This window comes from Brucella cytisi (genome assembly GCF_038433355.1).
Classification (GTDB): Bacteria; Pseudomonadota; Alphaproteobacteria; order Rhizobiales; family Rhizobiaceae; genus Brucella; species Brucella cytisi.
In genome coordinates this window covers 73,994-99,201 of record NZ_JBCAUP010000021.1, presented here as the reverse complement: position 1 = coordinate 99,201, position 25,208 = coordinate 73,994, and the positions used below count along the sequence as shown (strand labels likewise).

The window sequence follows — 25,208 nt, the reverse complement described above, 5'->3', positions numbered from 1 at the left end:
GATAGCATATTGCCTCACCAGAATGCTCCCTAAGCCCTGCTGAGCGCTGGTAGTTGTTCATCTTCGCCAGACTCGTTTCCGAATATCATTCTATGCGCGCGATCGCGACGCCAGGCTTTCACCCGTCGTTGCACCGTACGGATTAGTGCATCAGGATACTCGCCGGGATAAATGCTTTGAAGTCGCTCCAGTAGCTCCCGGCCGGTTCTCCATGGCTCAGCTTCAAACCAACTGTAAAGATCATTCGTGACGTTAACCAGCGGGTCAGGCCGCCGTCGCTCGCGTTTCAGTTTTGGCTTTGCTTTCGCGGTCGGACGAACTTCGCCCTCCGTCCACGCGATACGCAGGCTTCGCAAAAAGCTCTCGATATCGGGAGCCTCGCTTGAGGGTGCTCCCTGATGCGCAATGTCGGCAAGCCGCTGTTGTCCTGCACGAATGTTTCGGAGGAGCATCACAGGGTCGAGTTGCTCACTCATGCGCACCAAGGGGTCGCGTACCTCGACCGCCGTCCTTGCATCCGACAATAGCCGTTGATGTGGCGTCGCGGGAGAAGAGTAGAGCTTCTTGACCATCGCTCCATTTCGCTGCTTCTCGAGCAATTTAAACGACGGTTGAAAGAAGTTCACGAACAAGCGTACCGAACGATAAAGCTCCGCAAGTGTTGCTGCAGCTTCAACACCCTCATACCGATGATAGCCAACAATTCGGCGGACGACCGATCCGTTTTTCTGCTCCACATAAGCCTGATCATTTTTGCGATATGGCCGACAGCGAGTGAATTCGATATCTGAATGAACGCAATAGTCCCTGAGGGTCTCGTTGATGAATACGCTATCGTTATCCGTATCAAAGCCAAGCAGCGGGAACGGCATCATGCGGCGAAGCTCGGTCAAAACTTCCGTCAAGAGCTTCTGTTCGCGAACAATCAGAGGCGCGCACTCGGTCCAACCGGTCGCAATATCCGTAAGGACAAGAGTATGAATAAAGCTGCCGCGTGCGTTGGGACCGGAGTGCGACACAAGATCGGCCTCGATGAAGCCAGGTGCGGGATCACCCCAGTCGGAGAATTTTCGAATTGGGATACTCCGCTTCAATGCCGATGAAGCAACGGAACGTCGGCGTCGACGGCCGCCTGCTGTTTCTCGCACGCTTTTCAATGCACGGTCGATGGTAGCCGCACTCATCTGTAGCAGAAGTGTGCGGACCTGATCGTCTAACTTCAAATGGCCATGTTGTTCCATCGCCGAGATCAGAATTGGCAGCAAGGGCTTCAATCGTTTGCCGCAGATGCGGTCAGAGGCTTCCCACAGAACAATAAGAGACTGTCGGGTCGCCTCGTTATAAATCTGCGCCCGCGTTCGCGATTGCGGTTGCTTATCTGCCCCCCGCAATAAACGCATCGCGTGTTTTCGATGCATCCCACTGATCGATACGAACTGATCGAGGATCTGCGATTTTTCCTCCCGCTTTCCGGCCGCATAGCGCTTTGCCAGAGCAGCAACCAATTCCTTCTTCGTCGTCACGCTGATCAGCCTCATCTGATTTGCTCCGCACCCACAAATGCTGGGAGCAAATCAGATGAGGCAACGGCCAACAATCAGGGAACATTTCTAGTGAGGCAATGCGGCGTCTCATCCTGATTGTCGCGCTATACGATGAAGTCTTTCACCTGCGGTTCTGCAAATAGCGAACCGCTTGTTCTACGCTCCGCGATGCGATCGCGTGTAGCCTGTCTGGAAACGAGATTGCGTTGTATCCCTTCTACACGCTCAAAAAGCGGCAGAAGAGTCTGTTCTGTCTCAGGGAAGTAAGCAATTACTCCGGAAATGGCATCAAGCCACCGCTCAGTGTCCACGCAGGTGTATGCCGCCATCAGAATATTCTCCAAGTGGAGTTGACGTACCTATAAATTCGATGTCTGCATCGTCCATCGCACTATGGCCCGCTAGCCTTCCACTGGCACCAGCCATGGATACTCCACGCGAAGCTCACGAATTGCTGTTTCTAAGCTATCGAATATCGAGCTGTTGTCGGTGAAGGCGGCCCAATACTCAGCGTGATAATTGTACTCAGGTACATCATCAATCCAGAATTTTTCCGCGGTGTAAATAAGGGAACCATCTGACCGCTGGATAACCATTAACCTGATTTGCCCATCTGGGCTTAGTTCTTGATGAATCACCGTACGCTTCATGGCTGGGGCCCTTCAGGCGAACGCCGGGGCCGTTGCCATTCTGGTCAATGAAGATGACACCAGCGGCCTCAAGAGCATTGCGAATAGCCTCCACGGTGCGGGGTTGGGCAGCAGGTTCACCACGCTGCGTTTCGAGACGCTTGATCGACGGCAGCGATACTCCGCATGCGCCAGCAAGTTCTTCGAATCCTGCCGAGATCGCCATCAATCTGGTCTACCATTTGTGAAAGTCGCAATTATTGCGAATTGCAACCAAAGCGCGAGGAAGTGAATCGCCGCACATACTAAGTCGGTGGGCGGGGCAAGAATCGAAATTTCATATCGCGCTGATGTCGCGTTCTGCCGCCTGAACGTAGCGCTACCTATTCAACTCAATGCGTTATGTTGCATTGAATTTCAGAGTTATGCGATATGAAGATGAAGGAAAATGACAACTAATTCATTGATTTTAAAGTGGCTGGGGAACCTGGATTCGAACCAAGACTAGCGGAGTCAGAGTCCGCTGTTCTACCCTTAAACTATTCCCCAGCAGGAATATGCAAATGCCTTCAGTCTGGAGGCCTGCAAGCGCGATAAAAGCGTAAGCTCATTCGCGCCGGCCTCCATCTAGCGAACTCAAACACCGAACGCAACACTTTTCTTCGAAAAAAATCAAAGTGATTTAAGTTATCCAGCAATTGCCGATTTCATACGGTGGGGCCGCTGCAAATTGATGCGCAGCGGGATGCTTTCGTGAAGTCGGCGCATAAAAAAAGCCCGGCCAGCGGAGGAGCGGCCGGGCAAGGGGCAGGCTGACCGGGAGGGGACCCGGTATGTGAAGGTGGCGCCTGCCAGATGATTTGTCTGCGGGTTCAAATAGGGCCGTGCCTTACCGAATCCGAAGAGATGTTGGTTCAGCAGATCAGGCGTGTAGCCTTGATCCGTAGCCGAGCGTCTGCCAGTTCACTCAGAACCCGTGTAGGGTCTTCCGTGCCGCGATAATGAGCTGCCGTGTAAATATCCTCACGACGAAGTCCGATATCGCGCAGCATGTGGTCGTCAAAGCTGCTCAGGTTCAGCACTTGCCGTCGACCATTGGAAAACGTCCAGCGACGCATGACCGACGTAAATACGGCCTTTACCATCTGCACGAACGTGGCGGTCTGTCCGCTCATTGCAGGTAAATGCGTTGTCGTTATCTTGCTTGTCGCTGTCATGTCCGCTCTCCTTTGATCTGGCGGGGCTAAGTGATCCTTATCGTCAGGGTCATTCGCTTTCGCGGCTCCTTTTCCTTTACGATGGCGGCTTTATCCAACAATCAAATTGATTGTTCCAACGAATGTTTTTAATGTAATTCTTCAATAATAATGATGGATGACGCCGATGAGCACGCCTCTGGATCTCGATCAATTACAGACCTTCATAGCCATAGCTGATGCGGGCAGTTTTACGCGGGCGGCGGATGCCGTTTTCAAGACGCAATCCGCCGTTTCCATGCAGATGCGCCGCCTGGAAGAGCGTATTGGCAAGCCGTTATTTGAACGTGATGGACGGACCAATCGTCTTACCGAAGAGGGCGAGCGTCTTTTACTTTATGCGCGCCGCATGATGCAGCTCAATGGTGAAACCATCGCTGCGTTTGATGACACTCAACTGGAAGGCCACGTGCGTATCGGTACGCCGGACGATTATGCCGATCGGTTTTTGCCGGAAATAATGGCGCGTTTTGCGCGATCAAACCCGCGCGTCGAATTGTCGGTTGTGTGCGAACCGACCGTCAATCTGGACGAGATGATCCGCCGCGGAACACTAGATATTGCTCTTGTCACCCAGTGCGATGACAAACGTCGTTCGGAAGTTGTTCGAACGGAGCCATTGCTTTGGGTGACTTCTGCCAATCATGCTGTGCATGAAGAGGCTGTCCTGCCGCTTGCTGTCGGACGCCCGACCTGTATCTGGCGTCATGCAGCCATTGATGTGCTGGAAGCGGCCAGACGCGATTATCGTATCATCATTACCAGCTGGTCAGCGACTGTTTTGGCGGCGGCAGTTCTCTCCGGCCTTGCGGTCTCAGTTCTTCCGGAATGTGCACTGCGTCCCGGTATGCGGGTCCTTGGTGAAGCAGACGGGTTTGGAATGCTGCCGGAGTTCGGCATTGGCATCATGCGCGGCCATACAAAACAGAATGCAGTCGTCGACGCACTTGCGCAGCATATTATTGAAAGTCTAGACAATATATCGTCACCGCAGCCCGGCGCGATGGCTTCGGCGGAAATTTCACCGTTTCCGGCGGTCCGTACGAGGAGGGTACGAGCCAACGAATTGCTGCCAGGCTGGTGACGACTTCGTAAATCGCCGCATGGCTTCTTGACCAGCCATGCCACGTGGTTGCCTATGATGGGATGAGCATGGGTTCCGATTCGAGTTTTACCGGCGCATCGTCCAATGTTGCCGAGTATAGCGTTTCCGAGATTTCCGGCGCGTTGAAGCGCACGGTCGAGGATACGTTCGGGCATGTGCGTGTGCGCGGCGAAATTTCCGGCTATAGAGGTCCGCATTCGTCGGGGCACGCCTATTTTGCATTGAAAGATGATCGTGCGCGTCTTGAGGCCGTCATCTGGCGCGGTTCGATGAGTCGTCTCCGCTTCCGTCCCGAAGAGGGGATGGAAGTCATTGCTACAGGCAAACTCACGACCTATCCCGGCTCATCGAAATATCAGATCGTCATCGAACAGATGGAGCCAGCCGGCGCGGGCGCGCTGATGGCACTTCTGGAGGAGCGCAAGCAGCGGCTGGCTTCGGAAGGCCTGTTCGATCCTGCCGTAAAGCAACTCTTACCCTTTATGCCCCGTGTGATCGGAGTGGTGACTTCTCCGACCGGTGCCGTCATTCGGGACATCATTCACCGGATCGCAGATCGCTATCCGCTGCATGTCATTGTCTGGCCTGTGCGTGTGCAGGGCGAGACAAGTGGACCTGAGGTGGCAGCTGCGGTACACGGTTTCAACGCTTTGCCCGACGAAGGGAATATTCCGAGGCCGGATGTGCTGATCGTGGCGCGCGGGGGCGGCAGTCTGGAAGACCTTTGGGGCTTCAATGACGAAATCGTCGTTCGCGCCGTTGCTACATCGCATATACCGGTAATTTCTGCGGTCGGTCATGAAACCGACTGGACCTTGATTGACCTTGCGGCGGATATTCGCGCGCCCACTCCAACAGGTGCGGCGGAAATGGCGGTGCCCGTAAAGGCAGATCTTCTGGCAGCGCTGGTGGGACAATCCGCGCGACTTTCGTCGGCCATGTCACGCTTTATCGATCTGAAACGACAAGCACATCGTTCGGCAGCGCGTGCTCTTCCGTCGGCTGACCAGTTGCTGGCTTTACCACGCCGCCGTTTCGATGAAGCAGCCTCGCGCCTCACGCGGGCTCTGTTCGTCAACACACAAAAGAAGCGGGTTCACTTTGAGGGGCATGCGCGACAGCTATCGTCGCGCCTGCTGCAGCGCCGGTTTGCGGAACTGCAGCGCGATGTTACCGCTCTTGGACAAAGACTGCCTCGTGCGCTCGAAGCATTCCTGCGCGAACGAAGAACGGCTTTCATTCATCGGGCAAATCGTCTTTCGGCGGAGCCGATACTGCGGCGAACAAAACTTACGACCGGAGCAATAGAACAGCTGGATCGTCGTCGCGATCAAGCTGTCCGTCTTCTCATTGAAAGAGCTAAACGGCGCGGGCAGGAACTGGAGCGTCTTATGCGCACGCTTTCTTATGAAAGCGTTCTGGAACGCGGTTTTGCAGTTGTCTTCGATGAAGAAGGGAAGCCGGTGAAGCAGGCTGCATCCGTATCGGCTGGCGATGCATTGTCTATTCGGTTTCGCGATGGTGACGTTGCAGTCGTTGCGGGTGATGAAGACAGGACCGAGCCCGCAAAGCTTGTACAAACAAAAAAGGTTCAGTCTCCCGGCTCAGGCAATCAGGGATCGTTATTTTAGCAACAGTCAGTCGCTGTGTTTTCCGTTTTCTGCTGAGATCGTTTGGCCTTAAGGCTGGCTTAAGCTTGGACGTCTTTTTCTCGCGCATCTGTCATTGTTAGAGATTCAGGATGTCGCGTAAAAAATCCCAGGACGACCTCACAAATGGCTTTGCGAAGGCTGCTTTCAGCCGTCGCGGCTTTCTTATAGGTATAAGCGCTGTTGCGTTGTCGGGCTGTGTTTCCACGACGCAACAGCCACCTCAACCGGTGAAAAAACTGCCTGAAGCTGCACCGTCGCGGCCTGTGCCGCTGATGTACCAGGCCCTGCCGGAAGAACAGTTCCCGATCCCGGCTGTCGATACGAGCAAGGTTGATCCAAAGTTCTGGCGGCAAGAAGTCGATTATCCAACGGACGAAGTGAGAGGCACTGTTATCGTCGATACGCCAAACAAGTATCTCTACCATGTACTCGGCAATGGGCGGGCCATGCGCTACGGTATCGGTGTCGGACGCGATGGTTTTGCATGGGCCGGACGCGCTAAGATCGCTTATAAGCGTCAATGGCCGCGCTGGACGCCGCCGGATGAGATGGTTGCACGTCAACCTGCGCTGGAGCCTTACAGCATCGCCAATGGCGGGATGCCTCCTGGTATCAAGAATCCGCTGGGTGCGCGAGCGATGTACATTCACAAGGATGGGCGCGATACGCTCTATCGCATTCACGGATCGCCGGAAGCATGGAGCATCGGTAAAGCCGTGTCGTCGGGGTGCATTCGCATGCTCAATCAAGATGTGATTGATCTTTACAATAATGTACGCGATGGCAGCACGATTGTCGTGATACCCGATCCGAGCAAAGGCCAGCAGGTCACAAGCTGACTAAAACAAAAAGGGCGCGGATACCGCGCCCTTTTTGTTGGATGTGTTTTGCGGCTCAATGCTCAATAGGCATATTCGAGAAAGATTGGATCGACCGATCCTGCCCATACGCTGTTATATGCCTTCAGCATGCGCTCGGCATCCGTGACGCCTGCTGCTACGATTTCTTCAAGCGGCGCAAGGAAATGCGTTTCGTCATGGCCTTCGCTGTTGAGCTTGTTACGGTTCAAAAGACCGAGCCGGGAGATTTTCAAAGTCTCACGTGCGACCTGTTCCAGCGGCTTGCCCCGGAATGTCGTGTTCAAAGCTTTAGCGGGAACCTCGTTACGAAGGGCAAGGACCTCTTCGTAGGTCCAATCCTTGGTGAGTAGCTCGGCAGCAGTCAGAGCCTCGTCATCATAAAGCAGGCCGACCCAGTAGGCTGGAAGCGCACAGATGCGGCGCCACGGACCTCCATCGGCCCCCCGCATCTCAAGGAAGCGTTTCAGACGGACTTCGGGGAAAAGCGTGGAAAGATGATTGGTCCAGTCGCCCATATTGGGAACCGGGTCGCTCACTTCACCTTTCAGCGCACCATTCATGAACTGACGGAACGTGACATGCGTACAGTCGTGATAATGGCCGTCGCGCAGGATGAAGTACATCGGTATATCAAGCGCCCATTCGACATAATCGGTAAAACCGAAGTTCTCCGAGAAGACGAACGGCAGGACGCCCGAACGCTGGTTATCGGTATCGCGCCAGATATTCGAGCGCCACGACAAAAGGTGGTTTGGCTTGCCTTCGGTGAATGGGGAGCTGGCGAAAAGTGCGGTGGCCACAGATTGCAGCTTCATCGAAACCTGCATCTTGCGGCGCATATCTCGTTCCGAGCTGAAGTCGAGATTAACCTGAATGGTCGACGTGCGGTACATCATGTCCAGGCCTTCATGCCCGACTTTTGGCATATAGTTGGTCATGATCTTGTAACGCGATTTCGGCATGACAGGTGTTTCAGCCAAGGTCCATTTTGGACTGCCACCAACACCTAAAAATCGGATGCCCAGAGGCTCAGCAATTTCGCGGACCTGGGACAGGTGCGCATTCACTTCACGACATGTTTGGTGAATGGTGGAAAGCGGTGCTCCGGAAAGCTCAAACTGGCCTCCGGGTTCTAGCGAAATGGCACCCTGTCCGGTTGGCTCGACCAAGCCGATGATATTGCCTTCATCGATAATAGGCTCCCAACCAAGCGTGGCCTGCATGCCTTCGAGTATGGCTTTGATACCGCGCGGCCCCTCATAGGGAACGGGACTGTTATCGGCTGTGTAGAATGGAAATTTCTCATGCTCGGTGCCGATACGCCAGGCATCCTTGGGCTTGCATCCGCCAGCCAGATAGTTCGCCAGTTGTTCAACGCCCGTCAGTGCCGTTTCGTCAGTTGTATCGCGCGCCATGCAGTCTATCCCTAGCCTATTTTTCGCTTTTCAGCGTGATTGGACAAATTTGTCAAATCACGCAAGTCAATTCCATTGAACGTCAGATTTCGAGAACATCATCCTGCTTTCCGCCAGTCTCCGAGCACAGATTGTACCAGAGCCATCGCAGCGACAGCAGCCGTGTCGGCGCGCAGGATTCGAGGGCCGAGCGGAATAGCTGTCACAAAGGGGAGATTTCGGAGCGTTTGACGTTCGTCTTCCGAGAAGCCACCTTCCGGACCAATCAACAACGCAACAGGGCCGGGCGCCATTTTCTGCAAGATGGTCAACGGATCGTCCGATTCGTAACCTTCATCGCAGAAGATCAAATGTCGGGATTTGTCCCACTGCTCAATGAAGCGGTCAAAGCGAATGGCCTCACAACATTCAGGTATGGAAAGTACGCCGCACTGTTCCGCAGCTTCTATCGCATTGGCCTTGATGCGGTCGCCCCCCAGCTTTGATACCTGAGTGTGCTGTGTGATGACAGGTTGCAGTATACCTGCGCCCATCTCGACAGCTTTCTGGACCATATAGTCCAGCCGCCCCTGTTTTAGAGGGGCGAAGCAATAAACAAGATCACTCGCTAAAGGCTGCGGGCGCGTCTGTTCGAAGGGCATGAGAAACAGACGCTTTTTACCCTCCGGCTTCAGCCGTGATTTCCATTCGCCGTGGCGTCCATTGAAAGCAAGAATTTCATCGCCATCCTTCAAGCGCAGGACGTGGGTGAGATAATGTGCGGCCTGCGGGGCGACCTCAATCTGGTCGCCGTCGTCGAGGTCGTTTTCAACGTATAGTCTCTGCATTTTGTAGTTTGCGCGCATGACAGCATCGATGGCAGAGGGCAGGGGCGGCGGTCAAGCGCTTTGGTAATGCATCAAGAGACAATTAATTAGCATTCCTACACAAACAATTGATGGGAAATATCATGGCAGTTGCATTTAATTAGATTGTATCCATATAGGTATGAAGCTATCTATTTGAATGGAATTGATGTGATGAAACAAACGTGGGTCGAATTCGCACCGCTTCTTGCAAGCACCGCCAGAGGATGGCGGAAAGCTTTCGATGCAGCGATGGCGGAACATGGTCTTTCCGACGCGAAAGCCATACCGCTGATGATCCTGTTGCGGCACGGAGATCGTGTTCCCCAAGGAGTGCTGGCCGAACGGGTCGGTATCGAGGGAGCAACGATTGTCCGGGTTGTCGACGAGTTGGAGAAGGATGGCCTGATCCAGCGGGTTGCCGACGATGCTGATCGTCGCGTCAAGCTCATTCAACTGACAGAGGACGGTCGCGTCCTTGCCGGCAAGGTGGAAAAGTCTGCTGCCCGTCTTCGCGCCATTTTCCTCGGTGATTTCGATTCCGACGCGGTCGACATTGCCATGGAAGTACTGCGCAAGCTGAATGAGAAGTTTCAAACATAATCTTTCTGATCGGTCGCGCGACCGGAAAGATGCGACGCATTCAACCGGTGCCCTCACAGCCATGACGAAGCCAGTCGAAACAACTCCGAAGTTCTGGGACGTAGTCTTTTCACTGAAGACTTTCGCTGCAGCCATGCTTGCGCTGTGGATCGGCCTGATGGCCAATTTGCCCAATCCTTACTGGTCCATTGCGGCTGTCTATATTGTTGCGCATCCGCTATCAGGTGCGACCACATCAAAGGGTTTTTACCGTCTGATCGGTACGATTATCGGCGGAGCAGTGACCATTCTGTTCGTGCCGCATCTGGTCAATTCCCCTGAAATACTGACGCTGGCGATCGGTCTTTGGATGGGCCTCTGCCTTGCGATCAGCCTGCTCGATGGTACGCCGCGCAGTTATTTGTTCATGCTGGCTGGCTATACGGTGGCTATCGCGAGTTTTGCCGTTGTTTCCGTGCCTGAAACGACTTTCGACTATGCCGTAGGTCGTGTGGAAGAGATCGCAATCGGGATCATTTGCGCTGCTGTCGTCAATCGACTTATTTTTCCACGTCACAGCGGCCCGGTGCTCGTCAGTCGTATCGATAATTGGCTGCGTGACGGCTCAAAGCTGGCGCTGGCAAGCATGCGGGGTGAAGGTGCTACACCTGAATTTCTTCGGGATCGCCAGCGTCTTGCAGCCGACGCGCTCGAGCTGCGCAATCTGACGACGCATGTTGCCTATGACACTTCATCAATCAGAAATGTCGGAACGCAGCTTCACGTTTTGCAGCAGCGTATGGTGGCTGTTCTTCCGATCATATCAAGCTTGCACGATGTGCTGGCGATGAAGCCTGGTGAAAACGAAAAGTCCTGGCATCCAGCGGTGCAGAAACTGTTGGACGAGGCCGGTGACTGGATCGAGAGTGGCGAAAACCTGACAGAGGAACGCCGTGCTGTTTTCTTGCAGTTGATCGACGAAATCGACCGGCATGGGAAGGATGCGACAAGTTGGGGTGAATTGCTGCCGTTCAATGTGGCTGCGCGCGTTCGCGATCTGGTTCAAATATGGAGCGATTGCATCACATTGCGTCAGGACATTGTTTCCGGTTCCCGACATTCGCTGCGCTGGCGTCGTTACGACGCGCACTTGAAATCTCGCCCTATGCATCGGGACTACGGCATGGCCTTCCTGTCTGGCTTTTCTGCCTTTCTGGCAACTTGTGTAGCGACTGCATTCTGGATTGCGAGCGGCTGGTCTCAAGGCAGTGCTGCAGCCATGATGGCCGGTATTTTCTGCTGCATCTTCGCAACCATGGATGATCCGGTGCCGGTCATGCGCAAGTTCAACTGGCTACTTTTGATTGTCATCGTTGCCGCCTTCATTTTTGAGTTTGCGTTGTTGCCGCTGGTGGATGGGTTCTTTCCGCTGGTTCTGGTGCTGGGACTGTTCCTCATTCCAGCAGGGTTGCTGCTTGCCATTCCTTCGCAATTTTTGCTCGGCATGGTGCTCTGCGTGAACTTGCCGAACATGCTCATGCTGCAGGGCCATCTGACCCACGATTTTGTCAGTTTTGCCAATGCCAATCTCGCCACCGTAGTGGGGATCGTAATCGCTGCCGTAGTGACTTCAATTGTCCGGTCTGTCGGTGCTGAATGGAGCGTGCGCCGCCTGATCAAGGCGGGTTGGAACGATATTGCACTTGCTGCTGAACGGCGCCCCGGACGTCATCGTCGCCAGCACATGAATCGCCTTTTGCTCCGGATGATCGACCGTATCGGCATGATGACCCCGCGTCTCGCGCTAGTCCCGGCGGCAGATGTCGCGAAGGTCGATCTGTTGCGCGATCTGCGAAACGGCATGAACACGATCGATCTCCAGCAATACCGCTCCAAACTGCCCGAAAACTGTCGGCCAGCGGTCGATGAAGTGCTAGATGGTGTTGGCGCGTATTACCGAGCCTTGACCAACAAGCCACAGCAGGCAGGTGAAATCGACAGAAACCTGCTTGCCTCCATCGATACGGCAATCACCACCATTATCGAGAGCGGATCGCCAGCAATAGCCAAACGTACGCGAATGGCGCTGGTCGCCCTTCGCTTCAATCTGTTTCCGAAAGAGCCACCTTTTGCCTTGCCGCCGCGTCCACTCATGGAACTCCCGCAAGCAGCCTAAGACAACGATGTGATTTGTGATGCAACCTGAACTCGATATCTACGGAATTTACATTCCGACCCTCGGCGTGCTGGCGCTTGGCGCTTATTTTGCAAATACGGTCATGCAACGCCTATTGGCGCGGGCACGCCTTTATCGTTTCGTCTGGCATCGGCCTTTGTTCGATGCTGCGATGTATTTTTGTATTCTCGGTGTTGCCGCCGTCATTCTCAATGGAATACCGCTATGAAAAAGCTCTTTGCACATTCAGGCCGTGTCTTTGTAACCGTCGTCATGGTCACGATGGCAGGGCTCCTCGGTTGGCATTTGTGGGATTACTACATGAACGCGCCATGGACACGCGATGGCAAAATTCGTGCCGATGTCGTGCGCGTTGCGCCGGATGTCTCGGGCCTTGTCGGCGAAGTGCTCGTCCACGACAATGCGACTGTTCATCAGGGCGACGTTATCTTTCGCATAGATCAGGCCCGTTACAAGCTCGCCCTGCAAACAACGGAAGCAAAGGTTGATAGCAGCAAGGCGGCACTTGATATGGCAAACCGCGATCTGGTCCGCTATCGCCAGCTTAACGACACGACCGTGACGCGCCAGAAACTGGAGCAGATTGAAACGACGGCCCAGCAAGCGGAAGCTTCCTATCGGCAGGCGCAACTGGATCGCGATCTTGCAGCACTCAATCTCGATAGATCGTCGGTAAAAGCGCCCGTCAACGGTGTGATTACCAACTTCTCGCTTCAGCCGGGTGATTACGTCTCTGCAGGCTCAGCGGTGACTGCCTTGGTGGATACGGACTCGTTCTACGTTTCTGGCTATTTTGAAGAGAACAAACTCGAGCGTATCCAGATTGGTGACCCGGTAGTGGTCGATATCATGGGCAGCAAAGTGCAACTCAAAGGAAAGGTTGAAGGCATCGCTGGAGGTATTGAAGATCGTGAGCGTAGCGATTCTTCCAGCTTGCTTGCGAATGTTTCGCCGACCTTCAACTGGGTGCGTCTAGCACAACGTGTGCCAGTGCGTGTGAAACTTGAAGAGGTGCCGGACAGTGTCCATCTCGTTGCTGGCCGAACGGTCAGCGTTTCGGTGGTGAACTGATTTAAAGGCCCGGCTGTCGTCCGGGCTTTTTCCATGTTAGCAAAGACAAAAGCGGTTGGGGATTTCTCATGGGTGTGCTGGTTGTCCAGAACTACGATGGGTCCGGATTGGGACAGATCGAGCCAATACTGGTGAATGCTGGGCATTCGATTGATCTGCGTCATCCCTACAACGGCGATTCACTACCCTCTGATGACAATGGCTATCAAGCCTTGATCATTCTCGGCGGCGAGCAGAATGCGCTTGCCGACGCCGAATGTCGTTATTTTCCCCATTTACTCGAGCTTATACGCCGGTTTGGCGATCATGATAAGGCCGTTCTCGGCATTTGTCTGGGCAGCCAGCTCGTGGCTCGTGCTTATGGTGGGGAGAATATTCTGGATCGCCCGATGGAGTTCGGCTGGCAAGAAATTCGGCTTACTGAGGAGGGTAAAAGCGATCCGGTCTTGTCTGCCGCAGGTGACATCTTTCCAATCTTTCATTGGCATCGCGATACGTTTTCGCTTCCGAAGCAAGCTTTGCATATGGCGATAAGTGATATGACACCTCATCAGGCTTATCGCATTGGACGTGCAGTCTATGGCACGCAATTCCATTTCGAGGCGAACACGCAGCTTGTGGACGAGTGGAATGGCCAGCTAAGCGAACTGATCGCGGGTTTCGCGCCGGATTGGGCGTTACAATATCCAGAGCTTGCAAAGAAGTTCGGAGCACAAGCGGATGCCGCAGGTGCTGCATTAGCCAAGGCGTGGGTAAACCAAATCTAGGGGCCTCGCAACTGCGTCTTAACCTTAAGTCGAAGTATCGCGTTGCCGCTTTGCCACAGCGTTCAACCAATTCGGTTTTTCAAGAGAAAAGCGGTGGCTTGGCTGGAACCGTTCAGTTGCGGGTAACTTTTTTCGGGTGTAACTGAACGCCGTCTCCCCCGGGCAGCAACCGAATGAGCAAGGCTGATCGCCATGCTCTCAAGTGGCGGCTCGTCTACCGAGCTTTATCCGGCCACCGTCGAAAGAGTTTCCGAATATGACTGCCAAGCATGCCGCTCTTCTCACCGTCCTGATGGTTTCCGCGATTGTATTCATGGCGGTCGGCATATTTACCGTCGATGCGGGCAACAACGCGATGTCTACTGACGGTTATGGCATTTCCAGCGCTCATTGAGCGCGTACTAGCTAGCTTCAATAAAACGCTTTTCAGAACCGTCGATCACGATGGCTGACAGTTGCCCACTTCTCCATGCATATGTATCGAGATTGACCCTGTTGGGTTGAATATCGATGGCGCTTTGCGGTGTATGCCCGTGGATGATGACCTTTTCGAAGAGTTCAGTCCATTTAAGGAAAGCTGTGCGAATCCAGATCAATTCTTCCGGATCTTGTGCATCTAACGGCACAGCAGGGTTTATGCCTGCATGACAGAAGAAGAATTCGCCAAAAGCGACTGAGCGCGGCATGGCGCGAATGAAGTCGATATGGTTTTGGGGGACGGTCTTGACGAGCGCGGCATGACCTTGGTGCGCTGAATCTGCATCAGTAAAATCAATTTCTACACTGTAGGAGCGTGCAGTATCAATGCCACCGTGGAGTGCGAATATCCCCGCTACATCTCCTGTTGCCAGATAGGTAAGAAAGCCGTCGTCGTGATTGCCCAACAGCGAAATGACGCGCTCATCCCGATGTGACACATCAATCAGAAAATCCAGTACTTCTCTCGAGCTCGGACCGCGATCAATATAATCACCAAGATGAATGATGCGCCAGTCGTGAGCCGGGCGGTGGTCAAGGTCGGCACGGATCAGCCTGTGCATATCCCGCAACAAGTCGAGACGGCCATGTACGTCGCCGATGGCATAAAGGCGGATGCCGTCAGGCCCTTTAGCTTCCTTGAAAACCACGCCGTTCATTCGCTGTTACTTTCCTTCAAGTCTTTGCCTGACTTCGCACCGACTCGCTGACGATAGCGTAGACGCGAGACACGTTCGCGTTCTTCGTTAAGCTCGCGATCATGCATTGCCTGCTCCACGAAACGAATGTGTTTTCGAACCGCTTCGCGTGCCGCTTGCGGATTGCCTGCCATGACTGCATCGTAAATGGCGCGGTGCTGCGATAGAAACATATCGGCGACGCCAGGATAGCTATAAATAAGGCTGCGGTTGTAAAAAACACCATCTTTCAGCAATTGATAGCAGGACCGCAATGTGTGCAGGAGAACAATGTTATGGGCAGCCTCACCAATAGCGTTGTGCAATTCTACGTCGAGGCGTGCTTCGGTGTCGAAGTCACTAACACCATGAGCCTTTTCCATGGCTTCCATGATTTCAGTCAGTAGTGCCTTGTCGGCTGGCGTGGCTCGAAGTGCCGCATATTCTGCAGCGATGCTTTCAATCTCGCGCCGATATTCAAGGTAATCTCCAGTTGCCTTGCGGTGATCGGCAAAAAGTTTGACCACAGGGGCGCTGAAAACCTGTCCGATCACGTCCGCAACGAATGTGCCTCCACCATGACGGGAGATCAGGAGTTCAGCAGTCTCAAGTCTCTTGAGCGCGTCGCGAAGTATCGGGCGGGAAATGTCGAACTGGCGCGCCAGCTCACGCTCACCGGGAAGCCGGTCGCCACCACGTAGAACGCCTTCGAGAATAAGCGTTTCAATCTGGTGCACGACGTCGTCTGCCGTGCGGCTTGCCTGTATGCGTGAAAAAATCGTTTCGGCCATGCCGTCTGAAGCCCTCTCCATAACGGCGGCAAAGTAGCCCTTAGGTTGATGTCCGGCAACGGAATATATTGAAAATGAAAGCCCGATCGATAATGCAATCAGGCTCTCAGGAATTATAATCGAAAAATGATCAGGCTTTTTTGCGCTTGCGTGTCGCGACAAGTACGAAAAGGCCTGCGACAAGGCCATACATCGCCCATTTGAACGGAAGTGCGTCGGCTGTCTCGCTCCGGATTGGAAGTACGGTTACCGTGCCGGGACGGCTTTCTACGCCCGATTTGCCGTCAGCTTTCGCTTGTTCGATCTGTTGTGGAGAAACGACCCATTCAGCGCCGCGCGATTTGTCATAGAACATGAAACCACAGCCGACGATAACGGCGACGATGATTGCTAGAATAAAACGTACAGGTGTGTTCATCATTTTTCCCAGGAAATCAGGACAATGGGAGGAAATCATCCGATTCGCTTGAATAACGGATTGCGAGATATTTAAGCCTTTTAGAATCAAAAGCTTAGTCAGCTGTGTACGCTGGCATGCTAATATAGCGCGCGTGACTTATTAACCGACGAATGAAAGCCAGTCTATTTCTTTGCTACTTCGTGCGGAGATGCGCCGCTCTCCCAGTAAGGAACAGGGCCATAAAGATCTGCCAGATAGTCGATGAACAGTCTGACCTTAGCCGGGAGGAACTGTTTCGACGGATAGACAGCATGAATTGCAACGTTGCGAGAAGCAGCGTAGTCGGGCAGCACTTGCACCAACTTGCCTGCTGCAAGTTCCGGGCCGATATCCCAGGTCGATCGTTGCGCTATGCCAAGGCCTGCCAGGACTGCCTCGCGTACCATTTCACTGGAGTTAGTTTGCAGTGGCCCCACTGGTCGTACAACGATGGGTCCTTTGGGTCCTTCCAGCCGCCAGGGGTCGTTGTTGTGCGGTGCCAGACAGATATGCTCCTGCAGATCCTCAATCGTCTGTGGTGTGCCCCGTTCCGCGATATAGCCGGGTGAAGCGACGAGAATACGACGCACCGGTGCGAGACGGCGTGCAACGAGGGTCGAATCGGAAAGCTCCGCGATCCGAATGGCGAGATCGTATCCATCGCCCACAATGTCGACCATCTCGTCGGTGAGCTGCATATTGACGGTAAGATCTGCGTTGGCGCGCATGAACGGCACGAGATAGGGCGCGATATGCATGCGACCGAAAGTCGTGGGCGCTGAAATTTTCAATGTACCGCGCGCATCGGCAGAACGGCGAGCAACGAAGGCTTCCGCTTCTTCGATGTTAGAGAGAATGGCCAGAACCCGCTCATGATAGCCTTGACCAGCTTCGGTAAGCGCAATTTGGCGTGTGGTTCGTTGAAGCAGTCGGGTTCCCAGCCTTTCTTCCAGCCGTCCGAGACGTTTTGAGACAACCGCTGGCGAGAGACCCAGATCGCGAGCGGCTGCCGACATGCTGCCCGTTGCCACGACACGGGCAAAGATTTCCATATCAGCCAGACTGCTCATCATATTCTGCTATCCCATTCCCTGCTGTGCTTTTTGCTAAAGCGTTGGGTTTAAAGCATCTAGCCGAGCGCCGCGAAACTAGGCAAGCAATTATGCCGCAGCGTGGAAACTGTTTAGCTACTGAATAAAGTGGTAAAAATGATTTACCACTTGACGAAAATGGTGTGGAGTGCACTTTGACCACACAAGTGGTGGAGGAGAATATGAGCGGACTCATCATGCCGGAGCCGGACGCGTCCGTCATGCAGCGTCGCGAGCAGATCGTTGCAGACTTGCGCGACATTGTGCCAGGCGAAGGCGTCGTGGATGCCATCAATGCAATGCGCGTGTTTGAGAGCGATGGCCTGACGGCACACCGCTCGCTTCCGCTCGTCGTTGTGCTGCCTGAAACAGTCAAACAGGTTTCGCAGGTTCTGCGTTATTGTCACGATAATAACATTCGTGTCGTGCCACGGGGAGCGGGTACTTCGCTGTCCGGCGGCTCCATGCCGCTACAGGATGCGGTTCTGCTTGGTATGTCGCGCTTCAATAGCATTCTTGAAATCGATTATCCGAACCGAGTCGCTGTGGTGCAGCCAGGCGTGACCAATCTCGGCATTACCAAGGCTGTTGAACACGAGGGGTTTTATTATGCGCCTGATCCCTCGTCACAGATTGCCTGTTCCATCGGTGGTAACGTCGCGGAAAATGCGGGTGGTGTGCATTGCCTTAAATACGGTCTGACCGCCAATAATGTGCTCGGGATCGAAATGGTGCTTATCACCGGAGAAGTTATCCGGCTTGGCGGTAAGCATCTCGACAGTGAGGGCTACGATCTTCTCGGTCTGATGACCGGCTCAGAAGGACTGCTCGGTGTCGTGACAGAGATTACGGTCCGTATCCTGCAAAAACCGGAAACGGCGCGTGCAGTCATGGTCGGCTTTCCCTCCAGCGAGCAAGCCGGTCAGTGTGTCGCTGACATCATCGGCGCAGGCATCATACCAGGCGGCATGGAGATGATGGACAGGCCAGCCATCAAGGCCGCCGAAGATTTCGTGCGGGTCGGTTATCCGCTCGATGTTGAAGCGCTGCTGATCGTCGAACTTGATGGGCCGCCCGTCGAAGTGGACTATCTGATAGGTCGGGTCGAAGCACTGGCGCTTACAAACGGTTCTACAACCTGCATTTTGTCGCAGTCGGAAGAACAACGTCTGGCTTTCTGGGCAGGCCGGAAGGCGGCATTCCCGGCAGTGGGACGCATCTCGCCGGACTATCTGTGTATGGATGGCACCATTCCGCGCAAAGAACTGCCGCGTGTTCTGTCGGGGATGCGCGAACTTTCCGAGAAATATGGATTGCGGGTGGCCAATGTGTTCCACGCGGGCGACGGCAACCTGCATCCGCTTATCCTCTATGATGCGAATATTCCGGGCGAATTGGAAGCAGCGGAAGATTTTGGTGCGGACATTTTGCGCCTTTGCGTGAAAGTCGGTGGTGTTCTCACTGGCGAACATGGAGTAGGCATCGAAAAGCGCGATCTGATGCCGGAAATGTTCAACGAGATTGATCTTGACCAGCAGATGCGTGTCAAATGTGCTTTCGATGCCAAGCACCTCCTTAATCCCGGCAAGGTCTTTCCGCAATTACGCCGCTGCGCCGAGCTTGGTCGTATGCATGTGCATCGTGGCGAGCTGGCCTTCCCGGATATTCCCCGATTCTGAGTTGTGGTTTGATCATGAGCGATGCAAATATTCTAAAGCCGCAAGATGAGGCTGGTGTTCTGGATGCCGTGCAGGATGCACTGGCCAGTTCCACGCCGCTGGAAATTATCGGCCATGGCTCCAAGCGTGGCATCGGACACAGGGTTGATGCCGGTCGCGTGCTCGACGTTTCCAAACTGTCGGGCGTGACCTTGTATGAGCCGGACGAACTGGTGCTCTCGGCAAAGGCCGGAACGCCGATGGTCGAGATCGAAAAGCTTCTGGCCGACAACAATCAGTGCTTTCATTTCGAGCCGATGGATTACGGCCCGTTGTTGTTGGGCGATGCTGGTCGCGGCACGATTGGTGGCGCGCTTGCCGCCAATCTGTCCGGTCCGCGTCGCCTCAAGGCGGGTGCCGCACGCGACCATGTGCTTGGCGTGCGCGTTGTGTCCGGGCGGGGCGAATTGTTCAAATCTGGCGGTCGCGTGGTCAAGAACGTGACGGGCTATGATTTGTCCAAGGGTATGGCCAATTCCTGGGGCACGCTGGGCATTGCCACCGAGGTAACGTTCAAGGTTCTTCCGAAGCCGGAAACCGCAGCCACGCTTGCCGTGCGCGGTCTGACCGACGAACAGGCGGCGCGCGTCATGGCAATGGCTATGGGATCGCGAGAGGAAGTCGCTTCCGCTGCGCATCTGCCGCCGACCGTTGCCAATCGCTTCCTTGACGGTAAGCTAGGCTGGGATGCGGCGACCGTTCTACGGCTCGAAGGCTTTGCACCTTCGGTCGAGCACCGTAGTCGGCAATTGCAGGCGCTGCTGGGCCAATCGGGTGAAGTCGAGATGCTAGATGGGCAGCAGTCGCACCAGCTCTGGCGTGAAGTGCGCGACGTCTTGCCTTATGCCAATGCAGGAGACAATCGCGCCGTCTGGCGTGTTTCGATAACGGCGATGCAAGGCTGGCGTATGGTGGACGAGTTCCGGCGTTATGCAGGTGTCGATGCCTATTACGACTGGCAGGGTGGGCTGATCTGGATGCGGATGGAAGCTGACACGGAAGCGCAAACTTTGCGCAAGCTGATTACCAAATATGGCGGTGGCCATGCGACGCTCGTGCGCGCATCGGAACATATTCGCGCAAGCAATGCAGTGTTCGAACCGCAACCGGCAGCACTCGCAGCGCTTTCTCAGCGGTTGAAGCAACAATTCGATCCCGAAAATATCCTCAATCCGGGGCGTATGCATCCCCGTCAGGCTGGAGCTTGAAGCCATGCAGACCCATTTCAGCCCCGATCAACTGCGCGATCCCGGCGTCAGTGAAGCCGAAAAAATCTTGCGCAAATGCGTGCATTGCGGCTTCTGTACCGCAACATGCCCGACCTATGTGACGCTCGGTAATGAACTCGACAGTCCCCGCGGACGAATCTATCTAATCAAGGATATGCTGGAAAACGGTCGCCCTGCGGACGAGGAAATCGTTCGCCATGTTGACCGCTGCCTGTCCTGCCTTTCCTGCATGACGACTTGTCCTTCCGGGGTCAACTATATGCATTTGGTCGATCATGCGCGGGCGCATATTGAAAAAACCTATAAGCGCCCATTTGTGAACCGCTTCCTGCGTGGGGTTTTGGCGCAGGTGCTGCCCTATCCGGGTCGTTTCCGCGCTGCGCTAAAACTGGCAAAACTTGGAAAGCCGTTTGCGCCGCTCCTGCGCAAAAGCCAATCCCTGCGACCGATGGCGGCCATGCTCGACCTAGCGCCGCAAAGTCTGCCAGCGGCCGCCAATATCGAAACAGTTAGTGCTGCCAAAGGCGAGAAGCGTGGTCGCGTGGCGATCCTCAATGGCTGCGCGCAGCCAGTGCTCAATCCGGGCATCAACGCTGCAACCTTGCGGCTTTTGAACCGCTTCGGCATCGAAGTGGTGACACCGAAGGGCGAAGGCTGCTGCGGTTCGCTGGTCCATCATATGGGCCGCGAGGAGCAGGCGCTTGAACAGGCACGGCACAATGTCGATGTCTGGACGCGTGAGGTCGAAGCGGGTGGTCTTGATGCCATTATTGTCACGGCATCGGGCTGCGGCACGACCATCAAAGACTACGGCTACATGCTGCGTCTCGATCCATTGTACAAGGACAAGGCAGCACACGTATCAGCGTTGGCCAAGGACATCACCGAATATCTCGCCAGTATTGATCTGCCGGAGCCGGATGTACCGCAAGCGCTAACAATTGCCTATCATTCCGCCTGCTCCATGCAGCATGGTCAGAAAATCGTGCGCCAGCCTAAGGATCTGCTCTCAAGGGCGGGCTTCAAGGTGAAAGAACCTCTGGAAGGACACCTGTGTTGTGGATCAGCAGGTACATACAATATCATGCAGCCAGATATCGCCACGAAGTTGCGTGACCGCAAGGTGAAGAACATTGAGGCGACAGGCGCCGATCTGATCGCTACCGGCAATATCGGCTGCATGACTCAGATCGCCACCGGCAGCAAGCTACCCATCGTGCACACGGTGGAACTGATTGACTGGGCCTATGGTGGGCCGAAGCCTCAGGGATTGTCACAAATAGCTGCATAAAAAACCGGGCAATTGCCCGGTTTTGTCTTCGATGTCTGCTCAGCCAGCCGAAAAGGTACTCGGGTTCGGGCCGATCCGACCGTCTGCCTTATCCAGTTTCGTAATCGCATCGTGATCGGTTCCGTTGAGACGGAAATCGAAAATATCGAAATTTTCTGTGATACGGGCGGGCGTAACGGACTTGGGAATGACGATATTGCCCGTTTCGATGTGCCAGCGCAGGATGATTTGTGCAACCGACTTGCCATGCTTTTCAGCGATGGCATTCAGCGTGGCATCCTCCAGAATTTTACCCTGACCAAGTGGGCTCCACGCTTCCGTCGCGATGTCGTGTTTGCTGTGGAACAGACGCAACTCGTCCTGCTGAAATTGTGGGTGCAGCTCAATCTGATTGAGAACCGGCGTTACGCCGCTTTCCGTGATGATGCGTTCGAGATCGGCTGTACGGAAGTTGGATACACCAATGGATTTGGCTCGACCCTCTTCTTTCAATTTGAGAAAAGCGCGCCATGTTTCCATGAAAAGATCTTTTGACGGCATCGGCCAGTGGATGAGATAGAGATCCACATAATCGGTGCCAAGCTTTTTCAAGCTGGCGTCGAATGCTTTCAGCGTCGATTCATAGCCTTGTTCACCGTTCCACAGTTTTGTGGTGAGGTAAATGTCGCCGCGCTCGATTCCGGAACTCTTGATCGCCTTGCCGACGCCTTCTTCATTGCCGTAAATGGCAGCGGTGTCGATGTGACGATATCCTGCTTTCAACGCTTCGCTGACAGCGGTCACCGCTTCGTCATTACCTACTTGCCAGACACCGTAACCGAGCTGCGGAATGTGATTGCCGTCGTTCAGTTTAACCGTCGGTACGGTCATGATTTATCCTTTCCCTCCGAAGCATTGAGCGCAAAGGTGGATCCTTTGATGCGCATGAATGCTATTGACCTACATGCCGGTTCTTTCTCCAGCACGAACTGCCATCTGGCAGCCATTTTCATCTCGCTTTGGACTTTGCCACTGTCAGCATATGGGTGTTCGGGGGAAAAGGAAAAGCCCTTTCAATCATGTTTCCAAGTCTGCAATCATTCTTTCTGTGCAGAAATTTTGATCTTTTCAGATTTATGAAAACAATACGACCGCCTCCGAGAGAAGGCGGTTGTAAATGACATAAAAAAGATGGTTCGATTAGCGGACAACCACCTTTGCGCCGACCGGGACACGTTCATAAAGATCGGTGACATCTTCATTGCGCATGCGAATGCAGCCGGACGACATTGCCTTGCCGATAGTCCAAGGCTGGTTAGTCCCGTGGATACGATAGAGTGTTGAACCGAGATAAAGCGCGCGCGCGCCAAGCGGGTTATTTATCCCTCCTTCCATACGCGCCGGGAGGATACGCCCCTTCTTGCGCTCGCGGGCGATCATTTCCTTCGGTGGCGTCCAGGTTGGCCATTCAGCCTTGCGGCTGATGCGCTGCGAACCCTTCCAACTGAAACCTTGTTTCCCGACGCCGACGCCATATCGCATCGCTTTACCTCCGGATTGAACGAGATAAAGGAAGCGCTTGCCTGTATCAATGACGATTGTGCCCGGTTTTTCGTTGCCGGAATAGGAAACCGTCTGCGGCAGGTAAGCGGGATCAATCTGATTTTTTCGCACCGTATTGGCCGGGTTTGCAGCCGGGCGTTGATACGAAACCTGACGATAGCCGGATTTGACTTTCTGCTTCTGTCTGGCGGTAACACGTGGCGCTGGCTGCAAAGATTGCGGTACGACCTTTATGCGGGCAGGCTGTCCATGCAATTGAGCTACCCATGGCGCGGAAAGATCAGGACTCACACGTACCGGCGGCAGTGTTGCATAGCGGTCATTGGCAAAGGCCATGCCCGTGCTGACGATGGAAACGGCAATAGCCGCAAGCGACCCGATTAAAAGAAGATGCCGTGGTTTCATAATCCCGATCCGTATCTTTGCGCCTGAAAATCTTTGTGACGCAGTTGCCCGTTGCAACTCCTGACATCAGCTGTCAGGAGAGTGACCCTCATGCTCGTGTGGGGATTGTGTGCCGGAATGGAATCGTAAAGGTAAATTTTGGTAGCGTGTTTTGCCTGACGGCCCTTCCAATTAAAGTTGTGGTTAGTGTCAGGTTGCGCGACATAATTAATTATGGATGAAACTTGAGAGGCGGAACAATGAGCGATGTCGCTGAGGCAAAAACCGGTCTGATCGTCGGCGCCGATGGAATGACGCGTTGCTTCTGGCCGGGCGAGTTACCCGATTATCTTGCTTATCATGACAAGGAATGGGGTGTTCCTGTCTCTGACGATTTCCGGCTTTTCGAAAAAATCTGCCTTGAGGGATTCCAGTCAGGCCTGTCGTGGCTCACGATTTTGCGAAAACGCGATAATTTTCGGGCCGCTTTCGATGGCTTCGATTTCCATCGTGTTGCGCAGTACAATCAGGAGGATGTGGCGCGCTTGCTGGCCGATAAGGGTATCGTGCGCCATCGCGGCAAGATCGAATCCACGATCAACAACGCCAAGCGCGCAATTGAGCTGATAGCAGAAAAGGGTTCACTTGCGGCCTATTTCTGGTCATTCGAACCGGGCGTAAAAGATCGCCCTACGGTGGTGGACTATCCAACCCTTGTTGCCAATCCGAAGACTGAAACATCAATTCGCATCTCCAAAGATCTGAAGAAGCGCGGCTGGTCATTCGTTGGTCCAACGACTGTATATGCTTTCATGCAAGCAATGGGGCTGGTGAACGACCACATCGAAGGTTGTCACTGTCGGACACACATTGAAAAATTGCGACAGAGTTTCAAACGACCCAGCTAGTGCAACGATTGCTAAGCCGCATCATTTCTGCGAGAAACATCAATCTTTGAGTATGGGAGACGATCATGGATTTGGTGTCGTTGTTGGCATTTGCCGGTATTCTGGTTGTGGCTGCGGGTACGCCAGGGCCGAATGTCGGCGCGCTGGTGGCACGCGTTATCAGCCGCGGCCACAAGGGCGTCTTTCCATTCATGTTCGGTCTATGGCTTGGTGATGCTATCTGGCTTTCACTCGCTGTCTGGGGACTGGCGGCGCTGGCCAACACATTTCACACTGCGTTTCTCATCCTCAAATATGTCGGCGTAGCCTATCTGATCTATCTTTCGTGGAAGATGTGGATCGCACCGGTAGATGAAGTTGCGGATGAAAATGCCATTCCGCGTCAGGGTGAGGCGGGGAAGCTCTTCCTTAGCGCGCTGGCGATAACGCTTGGTAATCCGAAGATCATGGTGTTCTACCTCGCCATTCTGCCGACGGTGGTTGATATCACCCATGTTTCGCTGGTTGGTTGGGCTGAATTGCTGCTGGTCATGTTTGCCGTTCTCGCTGCAGTCGATACCGCATGGGTGGTGCTCGCAGCACAAGCACGACGGTTTCTGCGCAGTCCCCGCATGATGCGGATCGCTAACAGAACCAGTGCTGGCATGATGGCGGGTGCAGCCGTCGCCATTGCGACACGCTGAACACGCTTCCTGCACTTGCCGCAACGGACTTGATCGGTTAGGAAACCGGCAACAG

At 54.2% G+C, this 25,208-nt stretch carries 26 protein-coding genes and 1 tRNA gene; 14 read left to right on the top strand and 13 right to left on the bottom strand.

Going from position 1 to position 25,208, the window contains the following annotated elements; all coding sequences use genetic code 11:
• Window positions 1–29: 29 nt before the first annotated feature.
• From AAE521_RS19145 to AAE521_RS19125, 5 genes are all read right to left on the bottom strand, one after another.
• On the bottom strand, window positions 30–1,538 hold the full coding sequence (locus AAE521_RS19145) for an integrase catalytic domain-containing protein (protein WP_342062163.1): 1,509 nt from the start codon (window positions 1,536–1,538) through the stop codon (window positions 30–32).
• Between the two features lie 110 nt (window positions 1,539–1,648).
• Window positions 1,649–1,873, bottom strand: a complete 225-nt coding sequence (locus AAE521_RS19140; protein WP_342062162.1) for a hypothetical protein — start codon at window positions 1,871–1,873, stop codon at window positions 1,649–1,651.
• Window positions 1,874–1,945: 72 nt separating this feature from the next.
• Window positions 1,946–2,194, bottom strand: a complete 249-nt coding sequence (locus AAE521_RS19135; protein WP_167375504.1) for a hypothetical protein — start codon at window positions 2,192–2,194, stop codon at window positions 1,946–1,948.
• A gap of 454 nt (window positions 2,195–2,648) precedes the next feature.
• Window positions 2,649–2,722 (bottom strand) — tRNA-Gln (locus tag AAE521_RS19130).
• Window positions 2,723–3,087: 365 nt separating this feature from the next.
• Complete coding sequence (locus AAE521_RS19125) at window positions 3,088–3,390, bottom strand: DUF1127 domain-containing protein (protein WP_342062161.1); 303 nt, start codon at window positions 3,388–3,390, stop codon at window positions 3,088–3,090.
• A gap of 166 nt (window positions 3,391–3,556) precedes the next feature.
• On the opposite strand from AAE521_RS19125, the gene AAE521_RS19120 reads away from it, so the two are divergent.
• From AAE521_RS19120 to AAE521_RS19110, 3 genes are all read left to right on the top strand, one after another.
• Window positions 3,557–4,513 (top strand): LysR substrate-binding domain-containing protein, encoded by a 957-nt coding sequence (locus AAE521_RS19120; protein ID WP_125334860.1) that lies wholly within the window; start codon window positions 3,557–3,559, stop codon window positions 4,511–4,513.
• A gap of 68 nt (window positions 4,514–4,581) precedes the next feature.
• Window positions 4,582–6,165, top strand: coding sequence for an exodeoxyribonuclease VII large subunit (gene xseA, locus AAE521_RS19115; protein ID WP_071630495.1), 1,584 nt, complete (start codon window positions 4,582–4,584; stop codon window positions 6,163–6,165).
• A gap of 110 nt (window positions 6,166–6,275) precedes the next feature.
• Window positions 6,276–7,025: a L,D-transpeptidase gene (locus tag AAE521_RS19110; RefSeq protein ID WP_071630496.1), complete on the top strand. Its 750-nt coding sequence runs from the start codon at window positions 6,276–6,278 to the stop codon at window positions 7,023–7,025.
• A gap of 62 nt (window positions 7,026–7,087) precedes the next feature.
• Here the strand turns inward: AAE521_RS19110 and AAE521_RS19105 are convergent, their stop codons facing one another.
• Together AAE521_RS19105 and AAE521_RS19100 are read right to left on the bottom strand one after the other, a co-directional pair.
• Window positions 7,088–8,461, bottom strand: coding sequence for a glutamate--cysteine ligase (locus tag AAE521_RS19105; protein ID WP_071630497.1), 1,374 nt, complete (start codon window positions 8,459–8,461; stop codon window positions 7,088–7,090).
• A gap of 98 nt (window positions 8,462–8,559) precedes the next feature.
• Window positions 8,560–9,306 (bottom strand): 16S rRNA (uracil(1498)-N(3))-methyltransferase, encoded by a 747-nt coding sequence (locus tag AAE521_RS19100; protein ID WP_071630498.1) that lies wholly within the window; start codon window positions 9,304–9,306, stop codon window positions 8,560–8,562.
• Window positions 9,307–9,480: 174 nt separating this feature from the next.
• Between AAE521_RS19100 and AAE521_RS19095 the strand changes: the two genes are divergently transcribed.
• From AAE521_RS19095 to AAE521_RS19070, 6 genes are all read left to right on the top strand, one after another.
• The gene (locus AAE521_RS19095) at window positions 9,481–9,909 is read left to right on the top strand and encodes a MarR family winged helix-turn-helix transcriptional regulator (protein WP_071630499.1); all 429 of its coding nucleotides are present in this window, start codon (window positions 9,481–9,483) and stop codon (window positions 9,907–9,909) included.
• 61 nt (window positions 9,910–9,970) lie between these two features.
• Window positions 9,971–12,064: an FUSC family protein gene (locus AAE521_RS19090; RefSeq protein WP_342062160.1), complete on the top strand. Its 2,094-nt coding sequence runs from the start codon at window positions 9,971–9,973 to the stop codon at window positions 12,062–12,064.
• 19 nt (window positions 12,065–12,083) lie between these two features.
• Window positions 12,084–12,293: a DUF1656 domain-containing protein gene (locus AAE521_RS19085; protein ID WP_010660967.1), complete on the top strand. Its 210-nt coding sequence runs from the start codon at window positions 12,084–12,086 to the stop codon at window positions 12,291–12,293.
• Entirely contained in the window at window positions 12,290–13,156 is an 867-nt protein-coding gene (locus AAE521_RS19080) for an efflux RND transporter periplasmic adaptor subunit (protein ID WP_011982727.1), read from the top strand. The genes AAE521_RS19085 and AAE521_RS19080 overlap by 4 nt, the downstream gene beginning before the upstream one ends.
• 68 nt (window positions 13,157–13,224) lie before the next feature.
• Entirely contained in the window at window positions 13,225–13,923 is a 699-nt protein-coding gene (locus tag AAE521_RS19075) for a type 1 glutamine amidotransferase (protein ID WP_342062159.1), read from the top strand.
• 256 nt (window positions 13,924–14,179) lie between these two features.
• The gene (locus AAE521_RS19070; protein WP_010660970.1) at window positions 14,180–14,317 is read left to right on the top strand and encodes a hypothetical protein; all 138 of its coding nucleotides are present in this window, start codon (window positions 14,180–14,182) and stop codon (window positions 14,315–14,317) included.
• 7 nt (window positions 14,318–14,324) lie between these two features.
• On the opposite strand, the gene AAE521_RS19065 is transcribed toward AAE521_RS19070, so the two are convergent.
• The 4 genes from AAE521_RS19065 to AAE521_RS19050 all read right to left on the bottom strand — a co-directional run bounded on the left by AAE521_RS19065 (window position 14,325) and on the right by AAE521_RS19050 (window position 17,380).
• The gene (locus AAE521_RS19065) at window positions 14,325–15,059 is read right to left on the bottom strand and encodes a metallophosphoesterase (protein ID WP_342062158.1); all 735 of its coding nucleotides are present in this window, start codon (window positions 15,057–15,059) and stop codon (window positions 14,325–14,327) included.
• Window positions 15,056–15,868: an FCD domain-containing protein gene (locus AAE521_RS19060; RefSeq protein WP_342062157.1), complete on the bottom strand. Its 813-nt coding sequence runs from the start codon at window positions 15,866–15,868 to the stop codon at window positions 15,056–15,058. Before AAE521_RS19060 ends, AAE521_RS19065 begins: the two co-directional genes overlap by 4 nt.
• A gap of 130 nt (window positions 15,869–15,998) precedes the next feature.
• On the bottom strand, window positions 15,999–16,286 hold the full coding sequence (locus AAE521_RS19055; RefSeq protein WP_071630503.1) for a hypothetical protein: 288 nt from the start codon (window positions 16,284–16,286) through the stop codon (window positions 15,999–16,001).
• Window positions 16,287–16,450: 164 nt separating this feature from the next.
• Entirely contained in the window at window positions 16,451–17,380 is a 930-nt protein-coding gene (locus tag AAE521_RS19050) for a LysR family transcriptional regulator (RefSeq protein WP_071630504.1), read from the bottom strand.
• A 200-nt stretch (window positions 17,381–17,580) separates the two neighbouring features.
• Between AAE521_RS19050 and AAE521_RS19045 the strand changes: the two genes are divergently transcribed.
• Genes AAE521_RS19045 through glcF form a run of 3 tightly spaced genes read left to right on the top strand, consistent with a single transcriptional unit; the run spans window position 17,581 to window position 21,636 of the window.
• Window positions 17,581–19,077 carry an FAD-linked oxidase C-terminal domain-containing protein gene (locus AAE521_RS19045; protein WP_342062156.1) on the top strand — a complete coding sequence of 499 codons (1,497 nt, stop codon included), beginning with the start codon at window positions 17,581–17,583 and terminating at the stop codon, window positions 19,075–19,077.
• Between the two features lie 14 nt (window positions 19,078–19,091).
• Complete coding sequence (gene glcE / locus AAE521_RS19040; RefSeq protein WP_071630551.1) at window positions 19,092–20,324, top strand: glycolate oxidase subunit GlcE; 1,233 nt, start codon at window positions 19,092–19,094, stop codon at window positions 20,322–20,324.
• Window positions 20,325–20,328: 4 nt separating this feature from the next.
• Window positions 20,329–21,636 carry a glycolate oxidase subunit GlcF gene (gene glcF / locus AAE521_RS19035; protein WP_342062155.1) on the top strand — a complete coding sequence of 436 codons (1,308 nt, stop codon included), beginning with the start codon at window positions 20,329–20,331 and terminating at the stop codon, window positions 21,634–21,636.
• 39 nt (window positions 21,637–21,675) lie between these two features.
• On the opposite strand, the gene AAE521_RS19030 is transcribed toward glcF, so the two are convergent.
• Window positions 21,676–22,506 carry an aldo/keto reductase gene (locus AAE521_RS19030; protein ID WP_342062154.1) on the bottom strand — a complete coding sequence of 277 codons (831 nt, stop codon included), beginning with the start codon at window positions 22,504–22,506 and terminating at the stop codon, window positions 21,676–21,678.
• Window positions 22,507–22,815: 309 nt separating this feature from the next.
• The gene (locus AAE521_RS19025; RefSeq protein ID WP_342062153.1) at window positions 22,816–23,583 is read right to left on the bottom strand and encodes a L,D-transpeptidase; all 768 of its coding nucleotides are present in this window, start codon (window positions 23,581–23,583) and stop codon (window positions 22,816–22,818) included.
• A 239-nt stretch (window positions 23,584–23,822) separates the two neighbouring features.
• Here AAE521_RS19025 and AAE521_RS19020 point away from each other — a divergent pair, with 239 nt between their 5' ends.
• Both AAE521_RS19020 and AAE521_RS19015 read left to right on the top strand, forming a co-directional pair.
• Window positions 23,823–24,470, top strand: a complete 648-nt coding sequence (locus tag AAE521_RS19020; RefSeq protein ID WP_342062152.1) for a DNA-3-methyladenine glycosylase I — start codon at window positions 23,823–23,825, stop codon at window positions 24,468–24,470.
• Window positions 24,471–24,535: 65 nt separating this feature from the next.
• Entirely contained in the window at window positions 24,536–25,153 is a 618-nt protein-coding gene (locus tag AAE521_RS19015; protein ID WP_071630510.1) for a LysE family translocator, read from the top strand.
• Window positions 25,154–25,208: the final 55 nt, after the last annotated feature.

Excerpts from the sequence above, each read along its gene's own strand:
- AAE521_RS19145 (WP_342062163.1), bottom strand. The coding sequence starts at position 1,538 with ATGAGGCTGATCAGCGTGACGACGAAGAAGGAATTGGTTGCTGCTCTG.
- AAE521_RS19140 (WP_342062162.1), bottom strand. The coding sequence starts at position 1,873 with ATGGCGGCATACACCTGCGTGGACACTGAGCGGTGGCTTGATGCCATT.
- AAE521_RS19135 (WP_167375504.1), bottom strand. The coding sequence starts at position 2,194 with ATGAAGCGTACGGTGATTCATCAAGAACTAAGCCCAGATGGGCAAATC.
- AAE521_RS19125 (WP_342062161.1), bottom strand. The coding sequence starts at position 3,390 with ATGACAGCGACAAGCAAGATAACGACAACGCATTTACCTGCAATGAGC.
- AAE521_RS19120 (WP_125334860.1), top strand. The coding sequence starts at position 3,557 with ATGAGCACGCCTCTGGATCTCGATCAATTACAGACCTTCATAGCCATA.
- xseA (WP_071630495.1), top strand. The coding sequence starts at position 4,582 with ATGGGTTCCGATTCGAGTTTTACCGGCGCATCGTCCAATGTTGCCGAG.
- AAE521_RS19110 (WP_071630496.1), top strand. The coding sequence starts at position 6,276 with ATGTCGCGTAAAAAATCCCAGGACGACCTCACAAATGGCTTTGCGAAG.
- AAE521_RS19105 (WP_071630497.1), bottom strand. The coding sequence starts at position 8,461 with ATGGCGCGCGATACAACTGACGAAACGGCACTGACGGGCGTTGAACAA.
- AAE521_RS19100 (WP_071630498.1), bottom strand. The coding sequence starts at position 9,306 with ATGCGCGCAAACTACAAAATGCAGAGACTATACGTTGAAAACGACCTC.
- AAE521_RS19095 (WP_071630499.1), top strand. The coding sequence starts at position 9,481 with ATGAAACAAACGTGGGTCGAATTCGCACCGCTTCTTGCAAGCACCGCC.
- AAE521_RS19090 (WP_342062160.1), top strand. The coding sequence starts at position 9,971 with ATGACGAAGCCAGTCGAAACAACTCCGAAGTTCTGGGACGTAGTCTTT.
- AAE521_RS19085 (WP_010660967.1), top strand. The coding sequence starts at position 12,084 with ATGCAACCTGAACTCGATATCTACGGAATTTACATTCCGACCCTCGGC.
- AAE521_RS19080 (WP_011982727.1), top strand. The coding sequence starts at position 12,290 with ATGAAAAAGCTCTTTGCACATTCAGGCCGTGTCTTTGTAACCGTCGTC.
- AAE521_RS19075 (WP_342062159.1), top strand. The coding sequence starts at position 13,225 with ATGGGTGTGCTGGTTGTCCAGAACTACGATGGGTCCGGATTGGGACAG.
- AAE521_RS19070 (WP_010660970.1), top strand. The coding sequence starts at position 14,180 with ATGACTGCCAAGCATGCCGCTCTTCTCACCGTCCTGATGGTTTCCGCG.
- AAE521_RS19065 (WP_342062158.1), bottom strand. The coding sequence starts at position 15,059 with ATGAACGGCGTGGTTTTCAAGGAAGCTAAAGGGCCTGACGGCATCCGC.
- AAE521_RS19060 (WP_342062157.1), bottom strand. The coding sequence starts at position 15,868 with ATGGCCGAAACGATTTTTTCACGCATACAGGCAAGCCGCACGGCAGAC.
- AAE521_RS19055 (WP_071630503.1), bottom strand. The coding sequence starts at position 16,286 with ATGAACACACCTGTACGTTTTATTCTAGCAATCATCGTCGCCGTTATC.
- AAE521_RS19050 (WP_071630504.1), bottom strand. The coding sequence starts at position 17,380 with ATGATGAGCAGTCTGGCTGATATGGAAATCTTTGCCCGTGTCGTGGCA.
- AAE521_RS19045 (WP_342062156.1), top strand. The coding sequence starts at position 17,581 with ATGAGCGGACTCATCATGCCGGAGCCGGACGCGTCCGTCATGCAGCGT.
- glcE (WP_071630551.1), top strand. The coding sequence starts at position 19,092 with ATGAGCGATGCAAATATTCTAAAGCCGCAAGATGAGGCTGGTGTTCTG.
- glcF (WP_342062155.1), top strand. The coding sequence starts at position 20,329 with ATGCAGACCCATTTCAGCCCCGATCAACTGCGCGATCCCGGCGTCAGT.
- AAE521_RS19030 (WP_342062154.1), bottom strand. The coding sequence starts at position 22,506 with ATGACCGTACCGACGGTTAAACTGAACGACGGCAATCACATTCCGCAG.
- AAE521_RS19025 (WP_342062153.1), bottom strand. The coding sequence starts at position 23,583 with ATGAAACCACGGCATCTTCTTTTAATCGGGTCGCTTGCGGCTATTGCC.
- AAE521_RS19020 (WP_342062152.1), top strand. The coding sequence starts at position 23,823 with ATGAGCGATGTCGCTGAGGCAAAAACCGGTCTGATCGTCGGCGCCGAT.
- AAE521_RS19015 (WP_071630510.1), top strand. The coding sequence starts at position 24,536 with ATGGATTTGGTGTCGTTGTTGGCATTTGCCGGTATTCTGGTTGTGGCT.